The 19550-nt window shown below is 62.3% G+C and carries 18 protein-coding genes; 7 read left to right on the top strand and 11 right to left on the bottom strand.

Going from position 1 to position 19550, the window contains the following annotated elements; translation table 11 throughout:
• Window position 1: 1 nt before the first annotated feature.
• The gene (locus tag FHU29_RS18425) at window positions 2-1132 is read right to left on the bottom strand and encodes a 3-ketosteroid-9-alpha-monooxygenase, oxygenase component (protein WP_064442551.1); all 1131 of its coding nucleotides are present in this window, start codon (window positions 1130-1132) and stop codon (window positions 2-4) included.
• Window positions 1129-2853 (bottom strand): 3-oxosteroid 1-dehydrogenase, encoded by a 1725-nt coding sequence (kstD, locus tag FHU29_RS18420; protein WP_064442550.1) that lies wholly within the window; start codon window positions 2851-2853, stop codon window positions 1129-1131. The genes FHU29_RS18425 and kstD overlap by 4 nt, the downstream gene beginning before the upstream one ends.
• Before the next feature lie 273 nt (window positions 2854-3126).
• Here kstD and hsaA point away from each other — a divergent pair, with 273 nt between their 5' ends.
• From hsaA to fdhD, 7 genes are all read left to right on the top strand, one after another.
• The gene (gene hsaA / locus FHU29_RS18415; protein WP_183377602.1) at window positions 3127-4314 is read left to right on the top strand and encodes a 3-hydroxy-9,10-secoandrosta-1,3,5(10)-triene-9,17-dione monooxygenase oxygenase subunit; all 1188 of its coding nucleotides are present in this window, start codon (window positions 3127-3129) and stop codon (window positions 4312-4314) included.
• Entirely contained in the window at window positions 4311-5177 is an 867-nt protein-coding gene (gene hsaD / locus FHU29_RS18410) for a 4,5:9,10-diseco-3-hydroxy-5,9,17-trioxoandrosta-1(10),2-diene-4-oate hydrolase (RefSeq protein ID WP_064442549.1), read from the top strand. Before hsaA ends, hsaD begins: the two co-directional genes overlap by 4 nt.
• Window positions 5177-6082, top strand: a complete 906-nt coding sequence (hsaC, locus tag FHU29_RS18405) for an iron-dependent extradiol dioxygenase HsaC (protein WP_064442548.1) — start codon at window positions 5177-5179, stop codon at window positions 6080-6082. Before hsaD ends, hsaC begins: the two co-directional genes overlap by 1 nt.
• A gap of 2 nt (window positions 6083-6084) precedes the next feature.
• Window positions 6085-6651 (top strand): 3-hydroxy-9,10-secoandrosta-1,3,5(10)-triene-9,17-dione monooxygenase reductase subunit, encoded by a 567-nt coding sequence (gene hsaB / locus FHU29_RS18400; protein ID WP_341478981.1) that lies wholly within the window; start codon window positions 6085-6087, stop codon window positions 6649-6651.
• A gap of 2 nt (window positions 6652-6653) precedes the next feature.
• Window positions 6654-7451: an SDR family NAD(P)-dependent oxidoreductase gene (locus FHU29_RS18395; protein ID WP_221195080.1), complete on the top strand. Its 798-nt coding sequence runs from the start codon at window positions 6654-6656 to the stop codon at window positions 7449-7451.
• A 186-nt stretch (window positions 7452-7637) separates the two neighbouring features.
• Window positions 7638-9923: an FdhF/YdeP family oxidoreductase gene (locus tag FHU29_RS18390; RefSeq protein WP_064442546.1), complete on the top strand. Its 2286-nt coding sequence runs from the start codon at window positions 7638-7640 to the stop codon at window positions 9921-9923.
• Between the two features lie 15 nt (window positions 9924-9938).
• Complete coding sequence (fdhD, locus tag FHU29_RS18385) at window positions 9939-10775, top strand: formate dehydrogenase accessory sulfurtransferase FdhD (RefSeq protein WP_064442545.1); 837 nt, start codon at window positions 9939-9941, stop codon at window positions 10773-10775.
• Here fdhD and FHU29_RS18380 read toward each other — a convergent pair.
• The 9 genes from FHU29_RS18380 to FHU29_RS18340 are packed head-to-tail and all read right to left on the bottom strand — an operon-like array spanning window position 10768 to window position 19481.
• Window positions 10768-11691 carry a LysR family transcriptional regulator gene (locus FHU29_RS18380; RefSeq protein WP_064442544.1) on the bottom strand — a complete coding sequence of 308 codons (924 nt, stop codon included), beginning with the start codon at window positions 11689-11691 and terminating at the stop codon, window positions 10768-10770. The two genes, fdhD and FHU29_RS18380, sit on opposite strands and share 8 nt — an antisense overlap.
• Window positions 11692-11720: 29 nt before the next feature.
• Window positions 11721-12593 carry a TIGR03619 family F420-dependent LLM class oxidoreductase gene (locus FHU29_RS18375; RefSeq protein ID WP_064442543.1) on the bottom strand — a complete coding sequence of 291 codons (873 nt, stop codon included), beginning with the start codon at window positions 12591-12593 and terminating at the stop codon, window positions 11721-11723.
• A gap of 34 nt (window positions 12594-12627) precedes the next feature.
• Window positions 12628-14217 (bottom strand): fatty-acid--CoA ligase FadD8, encoded by a 1590-nt coding sequence (gene fadD8, locus FHU29_RS18370; protein ID WP_064442542.1) that lies wholly within the window; start codon window positions 14215-14217, stop codon window positions 12628-12630.
• Window positions 14207-15430 (bottom strand): thiolase C-terminal domain-containing protein, encoded by a 1224-nt coding sequence (locus tag FHU29_RS18365; RefSeq protein ID WP_064442541.1) that lies wholly within the window; start codon window positions 15428-15430, stop codon window positions 14207-14209. Before FHU29_RS18365 ends, fadD8 begins: the two co-directional genes overlap by 11 nt.
• On the bottom strand, window positions 15427-16593 hold the full coding sequence (locus FHU29_RS18360) for a thiolase domain-containing protein (RefSeq protein ID WP_064442540.1): 1167 nt from the start codon (window positions 16591-16593) through the stop codon (window positions 15427-15429). Before FHU29_RS18360 ends, FHU29_RS18365 begins: the two co-directional genes overlap by 4 nt.
• Window positions 16590-17657 carry a lipid-transfer protein gene (locus FHU29_RS18355; protein ID WP_064442539.1) on the bottom strand — a complete coding sequence of 356 codons (1068 nt, stop codon included), beginning with the start codon at window positions 17655-17657 and terminating at the stop codon, window positions 16590-16592. The genes FHU29_RS18360 and FHU29_RS18355 overlap by 4 nt, the downstream gene beginning before the upstream one ends.
• Entirely contained in the window at window positions 17657-18139 is a 483-nt protein-coding gene (locus FHU29_RS18350) for a Zn-ribbon domain-containing OB-fold protein (protein WP_064442538.1), read from the bottom strand. The genes FHU29_RS18355 and FHU29_RS18350 overlap by 1 nt, the downstream gene beginning before the upstream one ends.
• Window positions 18136-18603, bottom strand: a complete 468-nt coding sequence (locus FHU29_RS18345; protein ID WP_064442537.1) for a Zn-ribbon domain-containing OB-fold protein — start codon at window positions 18601-18603, stop codon at window positions 18136-18138. Before FHU29_RS18345 ends, FHU29_RS18350 begins: the two co-directional genes overlap by 4 nt.
• Window positions 18600-19481, bottom strand: coding sequence for an SDR family NAD(P)-dependent oxidoreductase (locus FHU29_RS18340; protein WP_064442536.1), 882 nt, complete (start codon window positions 19479-19481; stop codon window positions 18600-18602). Before FHU29_RS18340 ends, FHU29_RS18345 begins: the two co-directional genes overlap by 4 nt.
• Window positions 19482-19550 lie beyond the last annotated feature (69 nt).

Below are 19550 nucleotides of genomic sequence, written 5' to 3'. Positions count from 1 at the left end.
GTCAGACCCCGGACTCGGCCTTCTTGCGGGCAAGGTTTTCCGCCACTTCGGCTTCCCACACCTCGTTCGCCTTCGTTGTGTCCACTTCGAACTCGAAACGCTGCGTCATGTCTTCGGTGATGTCGTCGACATCGACATAGAACTGTTCGTACCAGCGGCGAAGCTGATACACCGGTCCGTCCTCTTCGCAGAGCAGCGGGTTATCTACGCGGGTTTTCGTCTTCCAGATGGCAACGTCTTGCAGGAAGCCCTCACCGAAGTTGCTTGCCATGCTTTTCGCGAGTTTGGCGTTCTGCTCGTCAGTGAGTCCGTCGACTTTCTTGGCGATGACGCCGTACTGCAGCATGAACGAGTTCTCAGTGATCGGGTAGTGACAGTTGATGAGGATGACGTCGACTTTGAATCCGTTGTAGTCGTTGTACAGGTAGTTCACCATCCACGAGGGCCCGAAGTAGGTGGCTTCGGAACGCAAATGTGAGTCGAGGTCGGCGTACTTGGTGTTCGCGAGCATGTCGGGACGGCCATGCGAATGCATGTACTGGGTCGCTACGTGGCCCTCGAAGACGTTCTTGAAGTAGGTCGGGAAGGCGAAGTGCACGTAATAGAAGTGAGCCATATCGACGACGTTGTCGATGAGTTCGCGGCAGTTCGCGCCTTCGATCGGCACGGTGTTCCAGGTCCAGTCGCTCCAGTCGTCGGAAAAAGCCGCGTCCAGACGGGGGATGGCGACGTCGTCCGATGGCGGGTTGCCTTCGGGGTCGTGCCAGACGAACAGCTGCTTGTTCTCTTCGCAGGTGAGCCATGACCGCGTTCGTGCGCGCAGTGGGACTCGCTTCGCGTAGGGAATGGACTTGCATTTGCCGTCGCCGCCCCAGCGCCAGTCGTGGAACGGGCAGGCAATCTCGTTGCCCTTGACTGTGCCCTCTGTGAGGTCACCACCCATGTGCCGGCAGTATCCATCGAGGACATTCAGCTTGCCGTCGGCGCTCTGGAAGACAACGAGTTTCGTTCCGAACGCGCTGATCGCATGCGGCTCGCCATCTTTGTAGGTGTCTGCGAGGCCGAGGCAGTGCCATCCACGGGCAAAGCGGGTGGGGACGTTACCCGAGTCGATGCTGCGGTAAGCCGTCATGACACTCCCTTTCGGTACTCAGTGAGTGTGTGGTGCTGTGTGCGGAGGATGTCTTCGATAGCGAGATAGGCGAAGACAATGGCGGGCCCGATCGTCGCTCCAGGACCCGCGTAGGTGTGGCCCATGACTGGTGCGCTCGCGTTGCCCGCTGCGTAAAGCCCGTCGATGACGGATCCGTCTGCGCGGAGGGCGCGGCCCCATTCGTCAGTGCGTAAACCACCTTTGGTGCCAAGATCGCCCGGTACGATCTTCGCGGCGTAGAACGGGCCAAAGTCGAGAGGTGCGAGACTCGGATTGGGCTTGTTCCGTGGGTCCGCGTAGTAATGATCGTATTGGCTTTCGCCGCGGTGGAAATCGTCGTCTCGTCCAGCTGCTGCGAAGCTGTTGAACCGCTCGACGGTTGATTTCAGTGCGTCGGACGGAACACCGATTTTGCCGGCAAGTTCCTCGACTGTCCGCGCTTGCTGGATGATTCCGGCTTTGAACCAGCGGCCCGGAAGCTTCTGCCGCGGTCCCACGCCAGCGAACATGTAGCGGTTGCGGTAACGCTGGTCGAAGATGATCCAGGCCGGGATGTTTTCGGCTGGGCCGTCGCCCTGACCGAACTTCCCACCGTACATCGCATGCGTCGCTTCAACATAGGGTGCGGACTCGTTCACGAACCGCTGACCGCGATCGTTCACCATAATGCTTCCCGGCAGCGATCTTTCCGACAAGCAGAACCAGGGACCACCAGTGAGCGGGATCGACGGGCCCCACCACGCATCCGACATGAATGCAACGTCGGCACCAGCATCTTGACCAGCACGGATGCCATCGCCGGTGTTGCCGCGCGCGCCGACAGTCCACTTGGAGCCGATCGGTTTGCGCTGATACTGCTTGCGCATCACTTCATTGTGTTCGAAGCCGCCCGATGCCATGACGACTCCGAGCCGTGCACTGATGATTTGCTCGGCGCCGTCCCGCTCGACCACGACCCCCACGACGCGGCCATCACGCTGTTCGAGGCGAACAAGGGGAGTGGAAAGCAGCAGCGGAACCCCGGCCTCGATCAGTCCGGCGCGAAGCGCGGCCGCGAGCGCCTGTCCACGTCCCAGGAGGTGCTGCCGCAGGAGCTTCGCGCGTAACCATCGAAGGCCGATCCTCAGCACCCGCAGTATCCCGCGTGGATTCCGTGCCAGCAGGTTCAGCCAGCGGAAGTCTGCCTGGGTCACGACGACATTCAATGGCGCTTTGCCGTAATCGGGCTCGAGGTTCGCGAGTTCAGGTCCGAGGCGCCGCCCATTAAAAGGCTTGGGTTCCACTGACCGGCCGTGCACTGTGCCGCCCGGGGCTTCCGGATAATAGTCCGAATAGTTCGGCACCCATTGAAGCTCAAGGGGTGTGGTGTCTAGTAGGAACTCCACCACTTCCGGCCCGCGGTCGAGGTAGGTGTCGATGCGTTCAGGTTCGACGTCGTCTCCGATGATGCTGTGGAGATATTCCTTTGCGGCTTCGAGGCTGTCCGGAACACCCGCTTTCACGAGTGCCTCGTTACCTGGGATCCACACTCCACCGCCCGAACGCGCCGTCGAGCCACCGAAACGTTCTGACTTTTCGATCACCACTGCGGACAGCCCGTGGTGTGCGGCCGCGAGCGCGGCCGTCATGCCCGCTGCACCGCTGCCAACGACGACGATGTCGAAGGCTTCCGCAGTTTCGGCAGCATCGATCTCCTGCATGGGTCTCCTCACGCTACGAGTAACCAGAGTCTATAACACGTTCCATTATTAGAGAAGAAACAGCGTGTGATCTTTCAAAGGCCCGCGCGCCAAGGCAACGATGTTCGATGCTTCTGACGTGCGCATACCTAGGGTTCGGCTCAGGTACCCAAACCTAGATCTCGACAGAAACAGTAACATGTTCTAGTATTGCTTCGTGCGGAGGAAGCTGCCGTACGCCTCCGCGCCGGTCAAGCGGCGCAAGGCTAAGTTCAACGCAGGAAGTAGGGCTTGATGACAATGCCGGACAATCCAGCCTCACGCGAGGTCTTAGAAGGCATCGACGAGCTACTACCGGTACTGCGCGATCGTGCGCAGGAGGCGGAAGAAGCACGCCGAATCCCAGACGACTCAATCAAAGCGCTGCAGGAGACCGGCTTTTTCAAGCTTCTCCAACCCGTACGATACGGCGGTTTCGAAGCAGCCCCTGAGACCTTTTACACCGCGGTCCGGAACATCGCGAGTGCCTGCGGATCCACCGGCTGGGTTTCCTCGATCCTCGGGGTTCACCCCTGGCACGTAGCTCTCTTCGACGGCCAGGCCCAAGAAGAAGTCTGGGGCTCAGACACAGACGTCCGCATCTCGTCCTCATATGCGCCGATGGGCAAAGCCACAGTCGTCGATGGCGGCTACCGACTCTCCGGCAAATGGAGCTTTTCTTCCGGGTGCGATCACGCCACCTGGGTACTGCTCGGCGGGCCCGCCTTCAACGCCGAAGGCGCGCCCGTCGATTTTTGCACCTACCTGCTGCCGATCAGCGACTACACCATCATCGACGTATGGAACACCGTTGGGCTGCGCGGCACCGGCAGCAACGACATCCTCGTCGAAGACGTGTTCGTGCCGCAGCATCGTGCACTTAGCTTCCTGCCGATGTCCAAATGCGAAGTACCCGGACAGGAAGTTAACCCCAGCCCGCTTTACAAACTTCCCTTCGGCTCGGTGCATCCAACGACTATCACCGCGCCGATCATCGGCATGGCACAAGGTGCCTACGACGCCCACGTCGAGCATCAGCGCAAACGAGTACGAGCCGCATACGCGGGCGAGAAATCCAAAGAAGACCCATTCGCCAAAGTGCGCATCGCCCAGGCAGGCAGCGAGATCGACGCAGCCTGGCTGCAGCTGATGCACAACATTAACGAGGAATACCGGCACGCATGCGCAGGTGAGAAAATCCCATTCGCAACCCGGGTCAGGGTCCGGCGCGACCAGGTACGCGGTACTGAACGAGCTATCACCGCAATCGACCGGCTCTTCGAAAACTCCGGCGGGCTGGCACTGAAATCCGGTTCACCCATCCAGCGTTTCTGGCGTGACGCTCACGCTGGACGCGTGCATGCCGCAAACGACCCCGAGCGTGCCTACCAGATGTTCGGCACCTTCGAGTTCGGCGAGCGAGTCACGGACAGCATGCTATGACTGAGGGTAGATACATAGAAGTCGCTTCCGGCCTTCGCCTGCACTATCACGAGGCCGGAACCGAGCACGACGAAATGGTCGTCATGCTCCACGGCGGCGGCCCCGGGGCGTCTGCATGGAGCAATTTCGGACGCAACATCCCCGAGTTCGCGAAGCGGTTCCGGGTGATCGCAGTGGACCAGCCCGGCTTCGGCCGGTCTGACAAACCGACTGGTCACCCGCAGTACTTCGCCCACAGCGCTCGGGCACTAGGCGGACTTTTCGATGCGCTGAACGTCGAGCGCGCGCACCTCGTCGGTAATTCCCTCGGGGGCGGCACCGCGGTTCGATTCGCGCTCGACAACCCAAGCCGTGCGGGCCGTCTCGTGCTTATGGGACCGGGAGGGCTGAGTCTCAATACTTTCTCGCCCGACCCGACTGAGGGCGTCAAGCATCTCGCTGCGTTCGCGGCGCCGCCAGGACCGAGCAAGGAAAAACTCGAGAGGTTTTTGCGTGTCATGGTCTTTGACCAGTCACTGATCACCGAAGAACTCATTGCGGAACGCTTCGAAGCGGCCCGCACACCGGAGTCACTCGCCGCTATGGCCGCGATGGGCAAGTCATTTACCGATCCTGAAACGTACGAGCTAGGCATGCTTTGGCGTGAGGCCTACAAGCTGCGTCAGCGGGTGCTGCTGATCTGGGGACGCGAAGACAGGGTGAACCCGCTCGACGGTGCGCTTGTCGCGCTGAAAACGATCCCGCGCGCGCAACTCCACGTATTCGGCCGATGCGGGCACTGGGCGCAGCTCGAGAAATTCGATGAATTCAACAGGATCGCGATGGATTTCCTCAACGACGCTCGCGAGGGGAGTGGTGCGTAATGGGCATACGTTCACTCGGTTATCTGCGTATCGAGGCGACGGACATGGCCGCCTGGCGTGAGTACGGGCTCAAGGTGCTCGGCATGGTGGAGGGCAGCGGAACGAATCCCGACGCGCTCTACCTCCGCATGGATGACTTCCCGGCCAGGCTCGTGATCGTGCCTGGTTCGAAGGATCGCCTCGCGCAGACCGGCTGGGAGGCTGCCAACGCTGAAGACCTCCACGATGTTCGAGCGCGCCTCGATGCACATGGCGTCCCCTTCAAAGAGGGCACCGACGAGCAGAAGGCCGATCGTCGAGTCGATGAGCTGATCACCTTTGAAGACCCGTCCGGAAACACGCAGGAAGTCTTCCACGGAGTGGCCTTGCAGCATCGCCGAGTGGTGAGCCCGTACGGCCACCGCTTTGTCACCGGCGAGCAAGGACTTGGGCACGTGGTCCTCTCGACCAAAGACGACGACGCGTCGCTACGGTTCTACCGCGACGTGCTCGGCTTCAGCTTGCGCGACTCGATGAAGCTTCCTCCACAAGCAGTTGGCCGTACCGAGAACGACCCGCCCGCGTGGCTGCGGTTTCTCGGCTGCAACCCGCGCCACCACAGCCTCGCGTTCCTGCCCATGCCGACCCCCAGCGGGATCGTGCATGTAATGGTTGAGGTAGAGAACTCCGACGACGTCGGGCTATGCCTCGATCGGGCGCTCCGACGGAAAGTGAAGATGTCCGCGACGCTTGGGCGGCATGTCAACGACCTGATGCTGTCGTTCTACATGAAAACTCCCGGCGGGTTCGATGTCGAATTCGGGTGTGAAGGACGCACCGTCGACGACCACTCGTGGATCGCGCGGGAAAGCACTGCCGTGAGCTTGTGGGGCCACGACTTCAGTATCGGTTACAGGGAGCAATAGCTGTGGGCGCGCCAGAAGTGGCCATCGATCCGCGCCAGTTCCGGAAAGTGATGGGGCACTTTTGTACGGGCGTCGCCGTGATCACAGCGTCCGGTGATGATGGTCCCGTGGGTTTCGCATGTCAGTCCTTCGCCGCGCTCTCCCTGGATCCGCCACTGGTGCTGTTCTGCCCCGCGAAAAAATCTCGATCGTGGCCGTTCATCGAATCTGCGGGAATGTTCGCTGTCAACGTTCTCGGAGATGACCAGCGCGACGTCAGTTCAGTATTCGGTGCGCCACGCGCTGACAAGTTCGATGCGGTGACGTGGCGGCCCGCCGCTAGTGGGGCACCACTGCTGACAGGTGCGCTCGCATGGATTGACTGCACATTCGAAGCTGTGCACGACGCGGGGGATCATTACATCGTTGTCGGTCGTGTTCTTGAACTCGGCGAGCCCGAAGCCGGGCCGCCGCTGCTGTTCTACCGGGGCAACTACACGTCCACCGCACCCGAACGGACGACGCCCGCACCGGCACGGGAATCGCTCGAGTCTTTCCTTACGTGGCCGTGCGGAGATGACTGGTTGTAGTGATGGCTCAGACGGTGCTGATCACTGGCGCTGGTGGTGGGCTTGGCGCCGCGGCCGCCAGCGAGTTTGTACGGCACGGGTGGACTGTCTTCGCTGCCGATCTGAACCCCCCACCTGGAGCTAACGGCCTGGTTCCCGTGAAAATGGACGTCACAGACACGCGTTCCGTGGACAGCGCGATTAGTTACGTCGGCGAGCGTTCCCCAAGCGGTCTGCGTTGCGTGGTGACGCTCGCGGGTGTGCTCAGTATCGGTCCGCTCGCAGAGATGAGCGACCAAAAGCTCCAGGAAGTGTTAGATGTCAACGTCATGGGCACCCATCGAGCGGTCCGGGCGACGTTTCCGCTTCTGCGCGCAGGGAGCGGGCGCATCATTCTCACGAGTTCGGAAACCGGCTGGCAGCGCGCAATGCCTTTCAACGGCGCGTACGCGATGAGTAAGCACGCAGTCGAGGCATACGGCGATGCGCTCAGGCGGGAACTCGCGCCGCTCGGCATTCCAGTGAGCATTATCCAGCCGGGTCCGTTCCGCACCGGCATGACTGTGTCGATCCAGGCGGAGTTCGCAAGCGCGGTCAGCAACGGGTCTCCTTTCGCTTCGCGGCTCCAGAAAGCCGGCCGACTCGCGGCTGGCCAGCACGCGAAGGCGAACGACGCCAAAGAACTAGCCAAGGCAGTCGTTGAGGTGGCCACAGCGCCCCATCCGCGGATCCGCTACTCCATCAGACCTGACCGCGCCCGAGCGTTGTTCAACCGGCTTCCGGTGCGACTTGCCGATGCGGTCTTGCGTCGGGCGCTCTGACCTGAGCCGGACTCCTCGTCAGATGGATTTCGGTGCATCTGGGGTGGGATAGAAGTTGTTTATCACCTCATCAATTTGAGTGCTTTGACTTGGCCTGCGTTTAGGCGGATTCTGTAGTTGGCCAGGTCAAATCCTGGCTTTTCGGTATGCGCGTAGGTGCCGTGGCGCAGGGAAGAGGCGAAGCAAATGAGCCCTATCGAGGACCCGCGGGACGACCTTTCTGTCACCCCGCCAAAGAAATGGGCCGCGGGTGCACCCGCAGTTGCGCACGCGATCGGTTACTCCTTGTCACAGACGTCGCCGGTGCGAACCGCGCTGACCTTGCTCAGTCTCAACCAGACCAAGGGCATTGACTGCCCTGGCTGCGCGTGGCCGGAGCCCTCCCATCGGCACCGGAACGAGTATTGCGAAAACGGCGCTAAACACATCAATGACGAAGCGACGACCCGGCGCGTCACCGACGACTTCTTCTCCAGGCACTCAATCGATGAGCTGGACGGGAAGTCTGATTACTGGCTCAATCAGCAGGGGAGGCTCACCGAGCCGATGATCAAACGGCCCGGTCGCGCTCACTATGAGCGCATCCGCTGGACTGAGGCGTTCGATGTGATCGCCGAGGAGCTCCGCGCGCTGAATACGCCCGACGAAGCGCTCTTCTACACGTCGGGCAGGGTAAGCAACGAAGCCGCCTTCCTGCTCCAGCTGTTCGCCCGGGCCTTCGGCACCAATAACCTTCCCGACTGCTCAAACATGTGCCATGAGTCCAGCGGCTCCGCACTGAATGAAACGTTGGGTACCGGTAAAGGCACAGTGTCGCTGGACGATATCTACGACGCGGACCTGATTCTCGTGGTCGGACAGAACCCGGGTACCAATCACCCGCGGATGCTCTCTGCGCTGGAGCAAACTAAACGCAATGGCGGGCATGTCATCGCGGTCAATCCGCTGCCCGAAGCGGGACTGATCCGTTTCAAGAACCCGCAGAATGCGCGGGGAATGATTGGCCGCGGTACGGCAATCGCCGACCAGTTCCTTCAGATCCGGCCCGGGGGCGATCTCGCCCTGTTCCAGGCGCTCAACCTGCTGCTGTTAGAGGCTGAGGACGCTGCACCCGGCGCTGTGCTTGATCACGACTTCATCCGGGCGCACACCACCGGTTTCGCAGCATTCGCCGAAGCCACCAGGAAGGTCTCCTGGGAGGACGTGCTAGTTGCGACCGGTTTGTCCCGGGATGAGATCGAACAGGTGCACCAGCGCGTTCTGGGCAGCAAGAAAGTAATTGTGTGCTGGGCGATGGGGCTCACCCAGCAGAAACATGGCGTGCCCACCATCAGGGAACTCGTCAATTTCCTGCTGCTGCGCGGCAACATCGGGAAACCGGGCGCGGGAGTGTGTCCGGTTCGCGGGCACAGCAACGTGCAGGGTGACCGCACCATGGGCATCTGGGAGCGGATGCCGAAGGATTTCATGGATGCGCTGGGGCGGGAGTTCGATTTCACGCCGCCTGAGCACCATGGCCTCGACTCCGTAGACGCCATCCGGGCCATGCGTGACGGGCATGCGAAGGTCTTTGTCGGCGTCGCCGGCAACTTTGTTCGAGCCACCCCCGACAGTCTCGTTACCGAAGATGCTCTGCGCCGATGCCGGCTGACAGTGCAGATCTCGACCAAACTCAACCGGTCGCACACGGTGTGCGGGGAAACCGCGCTAATCCTGCCGACGCTCGGACGCAGCGACCGGGATATGCAGGCGTCGGGAGAGCAGTTCGTCACCGTCGAGGACTCGATGAGCGAAGTGCACGCTTCGCGCGGCCGACTCGATCCCGCATCCGCCTCGCTCCTGAGCGAGGTGGCCATCATCTCGCGCCTTGCCCGGCGCACGCTGGGGCAGAGCGTGGCCATTCCGTGGGAGAAGTTCGAAGCTGACTACGGCGTTATCCGTGATTCCATTTCCCGGGTCGTCCCCGGATTCGACGCGTTCAACGAGCGAATAATGAAGCCCGGCGGATTTCGGCTGCCCAATCCAGTCAACGAACACATCTTCCGTACGCCCAGCGGCAAAGCCGTATTCACGTGCAACGAGTTCTCGATGCTGCAGGCGCCGGAAGGACATCTGGTTCTGCAGTCGCTGCGCTCGCACGATCAGTGGAACACGATCCCGTACGCCATGAACGACCGCTACCGCGGCATTCACAATGCCCGCCGAGTCGTCCTTGTAAACCCTGAGGACCTAGACGAGTTGGGTCTCGTCGATCGGGACCTCGTGGACATCGTCAGTGTGTGGCACGACGGTGTTGAGCGGCGCGCGGAGGAATTCAGAGTGGTTGCGTACCCCGCTGCCCGGGGTTCCGCGGCGGCTTACTATCCGGAAACCAATGTGCTCGTTCCGCTCGACAGCGTCGCGGACATCAGCAACACGCCAACATCCAAAGGCGTTGTCGTTCGGCTCGAGCCGGCGCATGCCATCACCTGAGAAGGGAAACGCGATATGGGCCGGTTGACCGCGCGGCAGCCCGTGCTGCGAATCCGGGACGGTGTGTGCTCGCAGCGCCCCGACACCCTCGCTGCTGAGGAGCCGCTGGAGATCAGGGTCGGGGGCCGTCCGCTGTCGGTCACGATGCGGACACCCGGGAACGATTTTGACCTTTCCGCTGGGTTCCTTGTAAGCGAAGGCGTGGTTCATTCGGCCGGAGACGTCGCCGCGATGCGGTACTGCGCTGGAGCTACTGCAGACGGCGGAAATACCTACAACGTGGTCGATGTTGCGCTCGCCCCGGATGTCTCTCCACCCGACGCGTCGCTCGAACGCAACTTTTACACCACGTCGTCGTGCGGGTTGTGTGGCAAAGCCAGTCTGGACGCGGTGCGAACAACGGCTGCGTGGTCGGTCGCGGAAGACCGGCTGACGATCGCGCCTGAGACGCTGGTTGCGTTGCCAGAGCGACTGCGGGCAGCGCAGAAGGTATTCGACAAAACGGGGGGCCTGCATGCTGCGGGTCTCTTCACGGCGAGTGGCGAACTTTTGTGTCTACGTGAGGATGTCGGTCGGCATAACGCGGTAGACAAAGTTGTCGGGCACGCCCTGACGGCAAATCTGCTCCCGTTGCGCGGAACGATTCTCATGGTGAGCGGGCGGGCGTCGTTCGAGCTCGTGCAGAAAGCAGTCATGGCTGGCATCCCGATGCTCGCAGCGGTCTCAGCGCCTTCGTCGCTTGCTGTTGACCTCGCCGTGGAGAGCGGGCTAACGCTGGTTGGATTCCTGCGAGGAAACTCGATGAACGTGTACTCAGGCGCTGAACGTCTGCATCTGCCGTTGGTCAACTGATCGACTGTTCGACGGCCAGGTCGAGTGCGCTTGGCACGTCAGCTAGTTGCGTAGTGCCGACGAGTGCGCGGGCGAGTAGTGACTCTGGCCCGCCACCGGCGAGCACGAGCCCCACCCGGAATGATCGCTGCGGCTGCGGCAGCGGGATGGCCCGGGTTCCGTCCGGCACGCCGAAGCCATGGAGCCATGCGTGGGGGATCACACTGGAGAGGCGCATCGCAGCAACGTGCGCATAGATTGCCGAGATTGTGTCAGTTTCGACAATGGGGCTCGCCTCAGCGCCAGCCTCCGCGAAGAAGCCGTCGAGGATGCGCCGATTCTGCATGACCGGCATCAACAGGCACAGCTGCTCCGATGCTGCTTCGGCCCAGCTGAGGGAATCTCGATCTCCGAACTCACCGTCGTGAGGCGTGAGGAAAAGGTATCGCTCCCGGTACAGGGGGACGATGCGGACCTTGCCGAGTGGCTCACCATCGATGTAGGTCATCCCCACGTCGATGTCGAAGTCACTGAGACCACTCACGATTTCTCTCGATGACATTGACTGGAGCGAAAACTGTACGTTCGGGTGCTGCTCACGCATCGGTGCGGTGAGCAGCGACGCGACGCTCAAAGCGGTGGGGATCGCTCCAATGCGCAGAACACCGGACAGGCCAGCGCGCATACCTGAAATCGTCTGGCTAAGGGCGTCCCGTTCGGCGAGCATGCGGCGCGCCCAGCGCAGAACTTCTTCACCCTCGCGAGTGAAACCCTCGAACCGCTGCCCGCGCTGAACGATCTGCACCCCAAGTTCGGCTTCAAGTTTGCGTATACCCGCCGACAAAGCTGGCTGCGTGACGTGGCACGCTTCTGCTGCATGACCGAAATGGCTCACGCGCGCCAGAGCCGTGAGGTACTCCAATTGTCGCAGCAGCATGAAGTCATGGATACCAGACGGGATTCACGCTATCCCACCTTCGCGATCACTGAGTCCGCATATCTGTTCAGGTTGTCGATTTTCTTCTGGAGCGGCTCGGTGTCTGGGCCAGTGATGTAGGGGATGCGGAACCCGACGATAACGTCGGTGACGCCTTTGTCCTCAAGGCGCTTGATACCGTCGACGGTGTAGGCGTCGAGTGAAATGGCGTGGATCTCGAACGGGCCCTGCTTGCCTTCTCGCTCGCGGATCTCATCGAGCTTCTTCAGCATGTGATCGAGTTCGTCGGCATCGCCGCCCGCGTGCATCCAGCCGTCGCAGCGGGTGACGGCCCGTCGCAGTGCCGCGTCACTGTGTCCGCCGACGAGAATTGGCATTGGCTCAGTTGGCACGGGCGTCATTTTGATTTCCTGAACATCGTAAAACTCGCCGTGATACTCGAAATAGCCACCATGCGACAGTCCGCGAACGATATCGATGCACTCATCCATTCGTTTGCCGCGCTTCGCGAAGGGCACACCCAGCAAATCGAAATCTTCAGACCACGGGGAAAGCCCGACTCCGAGCGACAGACGATTCCCAGTCATGTACGCGAGTGACGTCGCCTGCTTCGCGACGAGGACGGGTGGCCGCACTGGCAGTTTCAGCACGAAGGGAACAAATCGTAGTGTGCTGGTTACCGCGCCCATCGCTGCGATCAGAACAAATGGTTCAATGAACGCCTTGTCCTCAAGGAACTCCCGGCTTCCGTCCGGCGTGTACGGATATTTGGAATCGGAGACCCGCGGGTACGCGAGGCTGTCTGCCACCGTAATGCTCGTGTATCCGGCCGCTTCAGCGGCCTGTGCGAGCGGAATGTAGTAATCAGGGTTGGTCATGGCTTCGGCGTAGGTGAATCGCACAGTATCGGTCCTTCCTGGCGCTGGGCTGCGGGCGCTACCTGGCGCCCTGAAAACGCGAGCGCAGTGCCTTCTTATCGGGTTTGCCGAGCGGTGTTACGGGCAGCGAGTCAGTGAGCAGGACGTGCTTGGGTTCATGAACGGGACCTTTGCGCTCCCGCACGGCGGCTTTGATCTCCGTGATGACGCTCTCCTGTGAATCGGGCACGCCAGCGCCGTGGTTGTGAAGCACCACAACTGCGGTGACGGCTTCCCCCCATTTCTCGTCCGGAACGCCGACGACAGCGACCTGCGCGACGGCCGGATGAGTCGCGATGACGTCCTCGACTTCACGGGGGAATACGTTGAACCCTCCGGTGACGATCATGTCTTTGATCCGGTCGACGATGTACCAGAAGCCTTCCTCATCAGCCTTAGCCACATCACCGGTATGCAGCCACCCCTCACGGAATGTTTCTGCCGTGGCCTCAGGCCGATTCAGGTAGCCCGCGGCCAGGAGGGGACCGGCAACGCAGATTTCGCCAGGTGATCCGGGCGGAACAGGACGTCCATCCGCATCGAGCAACGCGGTCTTCAGGAATGCCGAAGGACGCCCGCACGACGTCAGCCGAGTCTCGTCATGCTCATCCTTGGCGAGATAGGTGATCGCCATCGGGGCTTCGGACTGGCCGTAGTACTGCGCGAAAATCGGTCCGAACCGGTCGATCGCGGCACGCAGACGGACCGGATTGATCGCCGCGGCGCCGTAGTAGACCGTCTCTAGCGATGAAAGGTCGCGCTTGTGCGAGTCGGGGTGGTCGAGCAGGGCGTACAGCATCGTCGGCACAAGCATGGTGGCGGTGATGCGTTCTTCCTCGATGGTGCGAAGCACCTCGGCTGGGTCGAACTTGGGCAGGACCACCAGCGATCCGCCTTTGATGAGAGTGGGAGCGAAAAAGGCCGCGCCAGCATGTGACAAGGGCGTGCAGATGAGGAATCGGGGCGCGTCGGGCCATTCCCATTCGGCCAGCTGGATTTGCGTCATCGTCAGGATGGACTGGGCCGTCCCGATCACGCCCTTCGGTTTGCCGGTGGTACCTCCGGTGTAGGTGATGGAGACGATGTGGTCCGGGGGAAGGTCGGCTGCCTCGAGCGGCAGTGACGTGTACGCGGCGGCGCACTCTGTGAGATCGCGTGCGCCGGTGTGTTTCAGCTCGCCGGGCACGGGGCCGAAGGTGACTATCTGGCTGAGGGTCGGCACTGCATCGAGCAGCTCGAGCGCGCGCTGCACAAACATTGGGACCGGGTCGATTATCAGGTGCGTGATGCCGGCGTCTGAGAGGACGAATGCGTGGTCGTCTAGGGAGCCGAGGGGGTGTAGGGATGTGCGCCGGGATCCGAGAATCTGGCCAGCCCCGATGGTCAGCAGGACTTCGGGCCGGTTGAGTGAGAGCAGCGCAGCCGGCGCGCCGGTCCCCATGCCCAGCGCGTTGAACGCCTGGACGTACTGGCTGATCCGGGCAGCGGTCTCCTGGCCAGTCAGAGTAGTTTCGCCGAGTTCGAGTACCGGCTTGTCACGATGCCGTCCGAGCGCCTGGATGAGGACGTGACCGAGGTGAACAGGCTGGCGCATCGTCTCAGCGGGCATGGGCTTTTCCTTCCTCTGTAGTGACGCTGGGCGCGCGGTACATCGTGACTGCGCACGCCCCGCCGAGCCCCAGATTGTGTGCGAGGGCCAAGCGCGCGCCCGGAACCTGGCGCGCACCCGCCTCGCCGCGCAGCTGCCACGTCAGTTCGGTGCACTGCGCGAGACCGGTAGCCCCGAGTGGGTGGCCTTTCGAGATGAGGCCGCCCGAGGGATTGACCACCCATCGGCCGCCGAATGTCGTGGCCCCTGACTCGGCGAATTTCCCGCCGTCACCTTCGGCGCACAACCCCATCGCCTCGTAGGTGATGATCTCGTTGATCGAGAAGCAGTCATGCAGTTCGATGACGTCGATGTCATCGATCGTGACAGCGCTTGCGTCGAGTACCTGTGCCACCGCGGCGCGGGTCATCGGGGCGCCGACAACGTCGATCATCGACTCCGAGCCGAAGCTTGCAGGTGTGTCGGTCACGAGCGTCTGCGCGACGATTTCGACCGCCCGGCCCTGCAGCTGGTGCGCCCGGGCGAATCGCTCGCTCACAACCACGACGGCGGCGGCGCCGTCGGAGATCGGCGAGCATTGCGACCTCGTCAGCGGGCCGAACACAGGTTTGTCATTTAGCACCTCCTGGAGGGTGTACCGGTTCTGAAACTGAGCGAGCGGGTTGCGCACAGAGTGTTCGTGATTCTTGACTGCTACGGCCGCCAACTGCTCCACTGTGGTGCCGAATCGCTGCATATGTTCGGTGGCCGCGTGGCCGAAGAACTGCGCAGTCATGGGGGCGTCACTCCAGCCGCGTGTGCGCTTCAGGACCGCAAGGTGGTGGTCGACGGTGGTGACTGCCGCGCCAGTGTTGCCTTGCATAGCGGATTTGGTCATTTGCTCAAAGCCAACCGCAAGCGTGACGTCCGCGAGACCGCTGCGCACCCATTCGCTTGCGAGCATCAAAGCGGTCGATCCGGTTGCGCAGTTGTTGTTGACGTTGATGACCGGAATTCCGGTGAGTCCCACGTCGTAGAGTGCACGCTGCCCTGCTGCGGAGGGCTGGAAAACGTATCCCACCGCCGCTCGCTGTACCTGTGTGTAGCTGAGGCCCGCATCCGCGAGGGCCCCGCTGACTGCTTCGGCAACTAGTTCCGGGTACGTAACCGGGCGGGCTCCGGGCTTATCGAATTTCGTCATCCCGGCTCCGGCGACGAAAGCGCGTTCACTCATTGCGTTTCTCCTGGTTTGTCGGCGCCGACGACCCACATGGCATGGAACTGCGACGCTCCTCCCATCGCGTGGCCAAGGGCCCAGCGCGCTCTATCAACCTGATGTGCACCGGCCTGACCGCGCACCTGCAGGGCGGCTTCGGCGAACCGCAGCAATCCGGTCGCGCCAGTGGGGTTGCCGCACAGCACCCCACCCGACGGATTGACAGGCAGTTCACCTCCGAATGCGGTGCGGTCGTCATCGACGAGGCGCCAGCCTTGGCCGACCTCGGCTAGCCCGGTGTTCTCGAGCCAGATTGGCTCGTACCAGCTGTACGGAATGTACAGTTCGGCAACATCGATTTCGCGCGCCGGTTCGGTAACTCCGGCTTGCCGGAAAACTTCTGTGGCACAGTCATTGCCGGCTTGCGGATTGACTTCGTCGCGGCCGGCGAAGTGGCCTGTTTCGGTGCGCCAGGCCATTCCGTGAATCCACGCGGGCGGCCGGGCTGTATCCGGCCGGTGTTCGTCGGACGTGACGACTATCGCGCAGGCACCGTCCGACGACGGGCACGACTCCAGATACCGGATCGGATCCCACAGCATTGGTGAGTTGCGAACTTCGTCGATGGTGATGTCCGGGCGGTGCACATGGGCGTATGGATTGCGGATCCCGTTGAGCCGGTGGTTGACCGCCACCTTCCAGCCGATGTGTTCAGGGGCGCCCGAGCGCCGGATGTACTCCCTGATTACGGGGGCAAAGTGCCCTCCTGCGCCCGCGCCGAGCTGCGCGCTGAACGGTAGCGGCCGCGAAAGTGCCCAGGTGAAGTTTCCTTCGGATTCCTTCGAATAGGCAACCACGAGAACCCGTTTGGCAAGTCCGGCTGCGACGAGGTGCGCGCCGTAAATGGCGGCGTGCCCGCCGACGCTGCCGCCGGTGAATACCCGCGTCACGGGGAGGCCGACCGCGCCCATCGCATCCGCAAGGTAGAGCTCGGGGTTCATCACGCCGTCGAACAGGTCGGGTGTTTTGCTGAGCACAACCGCATCGATGTCGGCGAAATCTAGCTCTGCATCAGCCATCGCCGCGGTGACCGCCTCCCGTACAAGCGCGCCAATGGTCACGTCGCGACGCTTGGCCTGCTTGCCCTGCCCGATTCCCACGACAGCGAGACGGCTATTCACGCACCCTCCATAAGGCAGACGAGATTGTGTTGCAGCATCGGGCCATTGGTCGCGTGGGCCAGGCCCCGGTCCGCCCGTCCGTCGAGGATGCGCCGCGCAACCTCACCGATCCGGATGAGTCCGGTTGCGGTGGTGGGGCGCCCCGCAAGTGGTCCGCCCGACAGATTGATGTGTGCATTTTTAAGTTTCAGCGCGTTTTCCAGCAGAGGTTCTTGGTAGCTGTATTCGGTGTGCAGTTCCGCGACATCAACGTCCATCGCGGTGAAGCCTGCGAGTTCGGCGGCACGTGCCGCAGCCGTCTGTGCTGAGACCGACTCGGTGAGGTTACGTACGCCGGGGTAGTGGGTTTCGATCCGGTGATCTACGCCTCGCACCCACGCTGGCCTGTCAGCCAGCTGCCGTGCGGTGTTGCCTGCAGCGAGCACAACCGCTGCCGCGGCATCACCCGTTGGTGCCACGTCGTGTGTGCGCAACGGTGTGGCTACGTAGGGCGCCGCTAAAAGTTCTTCGACGGTGTGGTGCCCGGCCTTGCACGCGGCAGCGTTCGTTGTGGCGTCGGACAGGCAGCGCTGCACCGTTTCGGCCATTGCGCGTTCGGTAATGAGGCCGGCGTCGAGCAGAGCCGCTGCCTGCAGTCCCGCAAGCGCGTCACGGTGTGGCCGAAGCGGTGTCAGTAGGTAGGGGTCAAGCTGCGACGGCATCACCTGGTCGAGGTCGGCGGCAAGCGAGCCGCGCCCGATGCCGTACACCAGCGCAATGTCGCCCTCACCGAGCTGCAGCCAGGACCAGGCTTCGGCGAATGCCCATGCCGCGTCCATCTCGACGTGCGACTCCGACACGGGCGGCCAGGCACCCACCGCATCGAGCGACTCAATGTAGGAGAACGTGCGTCCTTCGAAGAAGTCGTGGCTGCCCGAGGCGAAGAAGTCGATCCTGTCGCGGTCGACGCCTGCGGTGCTCAGCGCTTTCTGTACGACGGGAAGCAGGATCTCCGCCATGTCGTCGTGCCGGTTGGCCGGCAGGCACGGCGACTGCGCGAATGAGACCACTGCGACGTCACGCATCAGCGAGAAACCTCCGAGCTATCCGTCACCGGGCGGAAGTAGCGGATGCTGGCGAGCGAGGGCGCAAGTTCGTTGTCCGGCACCCACACCGGTTCAACTTCCATCCCGATCTGTACATCGTTCGCAGATACTTCCCGGATCAGGTGCATCAGGCGGGTTCCGGTGCCATGGACACTGATGTGCGCGACGACGTACGGCGGTTCGTACGCCTGTCCGGGAAAAGGGAAGCTGATGATGCAAAAGGTTGAAATCTCTCCCCGCCCGTCGAGCTCGTACGGTGCTCCAAGCCGAGTCAGGCAGCGGGAACAGAATTCCGGAGGGGGAAGATACGTTTGCGCGCAGGACGGGCACTGTCGAGCCAGGAATCGTTTGGAGGCTAGTCCTCTGAGGAATAGTGAACGGCCTTCACCAGCGACATAGGTGTATTCCATACGAAACGGGCTGGGCATGAGGCTGACTGGTTCCGGGAGCGAGGCCGTCATGACAGATCCTCGAAACATTCGATATCGCGGATCGTGCCCACACGGTCGGGCCGCCACCGGGCGCGGACCCGCATACCGGCGCGCATGCGGGTGATGTCGGCCCCCGTATCGATCGCGTGGAACAGTGAACCCACACTGCCGTCGATCGCGATCAAGGCCCACGCAAAGTCGTGCGGCAGTAAGTCACCCGGGTCACCCGAGTCACCTGGCCGTGAGTGAACCCAGGTCCACGCGGTCACGGTACCGACGGGTTGGAGTTCAACGAGCTCACCGGTTTCTGCGCCGGTCGCGGGGTCGAACTCCAGCGGCGGGAACAGGATGCCGGACGGTGTGCGAGCGCCAAACAGCCGCGCTTCCCGCAGTCCGCCGAGGAACGTCCCGGTCTTTGGGCCGACGGTGCGCTCGAAGGGGAATTCGATCGTGTAAGGCGCGGTGAGGCTGGCTTTATTGGCTGTCCCGGTCACTTCTCTTCCTTCTGCTGAAGCGTCTGGGGGCTGGTTCTTAGCTGGCGGGCCCGTTTCTCGTAGTGCGAACGCTCCGGCGTGCCGATCGCCTCGAGCATGGGCGTGTCCGCCCGCAGGGCATGCTGGAGCCACTCCGACAGACGGCGTCCGCCAACGGATGTCGCCTTCAGCACGAATCCAGCTTGGCGGGGAACGAAGACCTCGAAGCGCGGGTGCTCGAGCACATCGACGAGTGCGCGCGCCACTTCTTCCGGCGCTATCGGTTCGAATCCCCGAACGGCGATTCCGGTGGCGAGTTCGGTGTTTACGATCCCCGGCAGCACGCACGACACCTCGATACCCGTTCCGCGAAGCTCGGCCCGCAGCGCATCGGAGTACGCCAGCACGCCGGCTTTGCTTGCCGCATAGGTGGCCGCGCCGGGGAACGGAACTTTCCCTGCGATCGAGGCGACGTTGACGATGTGCCCGCTGCGGCGTGGCTTCATCCGGATGACCGCCTGTTTGCAGCCGTGAATGACGCCCTGCAAATTCACCGCCAGGATCTGTGCGGTCGTTGCGCTGGGTTCTTCTTCGGCGCGGCTGAGGGGCATGATGCCTGCATTGTTGATCAGGACATCGAGCGACCCGTGGCGCGTTTGCGCGTCGTCAAGGAAGCTGGAGAAACTGTCGATGTCAGCGACGTCCAGGGTGAGGGCTGTTACCGCCTTACCAATCGCTGCGGCCGTTTCCTCGGCAGCTGCCCGGTCTACGTCACCAATGACGACTTGTGCACCAGCCTCGGCAAGAGCTGCTGCGGTGGCCGCCCCGATTCCGCGCGCACCGCCGGTGATCGCGATGACCTTTCCGTGAAGCCGGTTCTGTCCCGTGTGCTCGCGCATGCGTGTTCCCCGATGTTCGCCTGGCTCCTTATGCTGCCGCAGCAATACCCCAACGGTAGAACACGTTCT

The organism is Hoyosella altamirensis (assembly GCF_014191505.1).
Classification (GTDB): domain Bacteria; phylum Actinomycetota; class Actinomycetes; order Mycobacteriales; family Mycobacteriaceae; genus Hoyosella; species Hoyosella altamirensis.
Note: the sequence above shows the minus strand (reverse complement) of the source record. Positions and strands in the feature narration are given on the sequence as shown.

Coding starts and splice junctions, on each gene's coding strand:
- FHU29_RS18425 (WP_064442551.1), bottom strand. CDS start 1,132: ATGACGGCTTACCGCAGCATCGACTCGGGTAACGTCCCCACCCGCTTT.
- kstD (WP_064442550.1), bottom strand. CDS start 2,853: ATGCAGGAGATCGATGCTGCCGAAACTGCGGAAGCCTTCGACATCGTC.
- hsaA (WP_183377602.1), top strand. CDS start 3,127: ATGACAATGCCGGACAATCCAGCCTCACGCGAGGTCTTAGAAGGCATC.
- hsaD (WP_064442549.1), top strand. CDS start 4,311: ATGACTGAGGGTAGATACATAGAAGTCGCTTCCGGCCTTCGCCTGCAC.
- hsaC (WP_064442548.1), top strand. CDS start 5,177: ATGGGCATACGTTCACTCGGTTATCTGCGTATCGAGGCGACGGACATG.
- FHU29_RS18395 (WP_221195080.1), top strand. CDS start 6,654: ATGGCTCAGACGGTGCTGATCACTGGCGCTGGTGGTGGGCTTGGCGCC.
- FHU29_RS18390 (WP_064442546.1), top strand. CDS start 7,638: ATGAGCCCTATCGAGGACCCGCGGGACGACCTTTCTGTCACCCCGCCA.
- fdhD (WP_064442545.1), top strand. CDS start 9,939: ATGGGCCGGTTGACCGCGCGGCAGCCCGTGCTGCGAATCCGGGACGGT.
- FHU29_RS18380 (WP_064442544.1), bottom strand. CDS start 11,691: ATGCTGCTGCGACAATTGGAGTACCTCACGGCTCTGGCGCGCGTGAGC.
- fadD8 (WP_064442542.1), bottom strand. CDS start 14,217: ATGCCCGCTGAGACGATGCGCCAGCCTGTTCACCTCGGTCACGTCCTC.
- FHU29_RS18365 (WP_064442541.1), bottom strand. CDS start 15,430: ATGAGTGAACGCGCTTTCGTCGCCGGAGCCGGGATGACGAAATTCGAT.
- FHU29_RS18355 (WP_064442539.1), bottom strand. CDS start 17,657: ATGCGTGACGTCGCAGTGGTCTCATTCGCGCAGTCGCCGTGCCTGCCG.
- FHU29_RS18350 (WP_064442538.1), bottom strand. CDS start 18,139: ATGACGGCCTCGCTCCCGGAACCAGTCAGCCTCATGCCCAGCCCGTTT.
- FHU29_RS18340 (WP_064442536.1), bottom strand. CDS start 19,481: ATGCGCGAGCACACGGGACAGAACCGGCTTCACGGAAAGGTCATCGCG.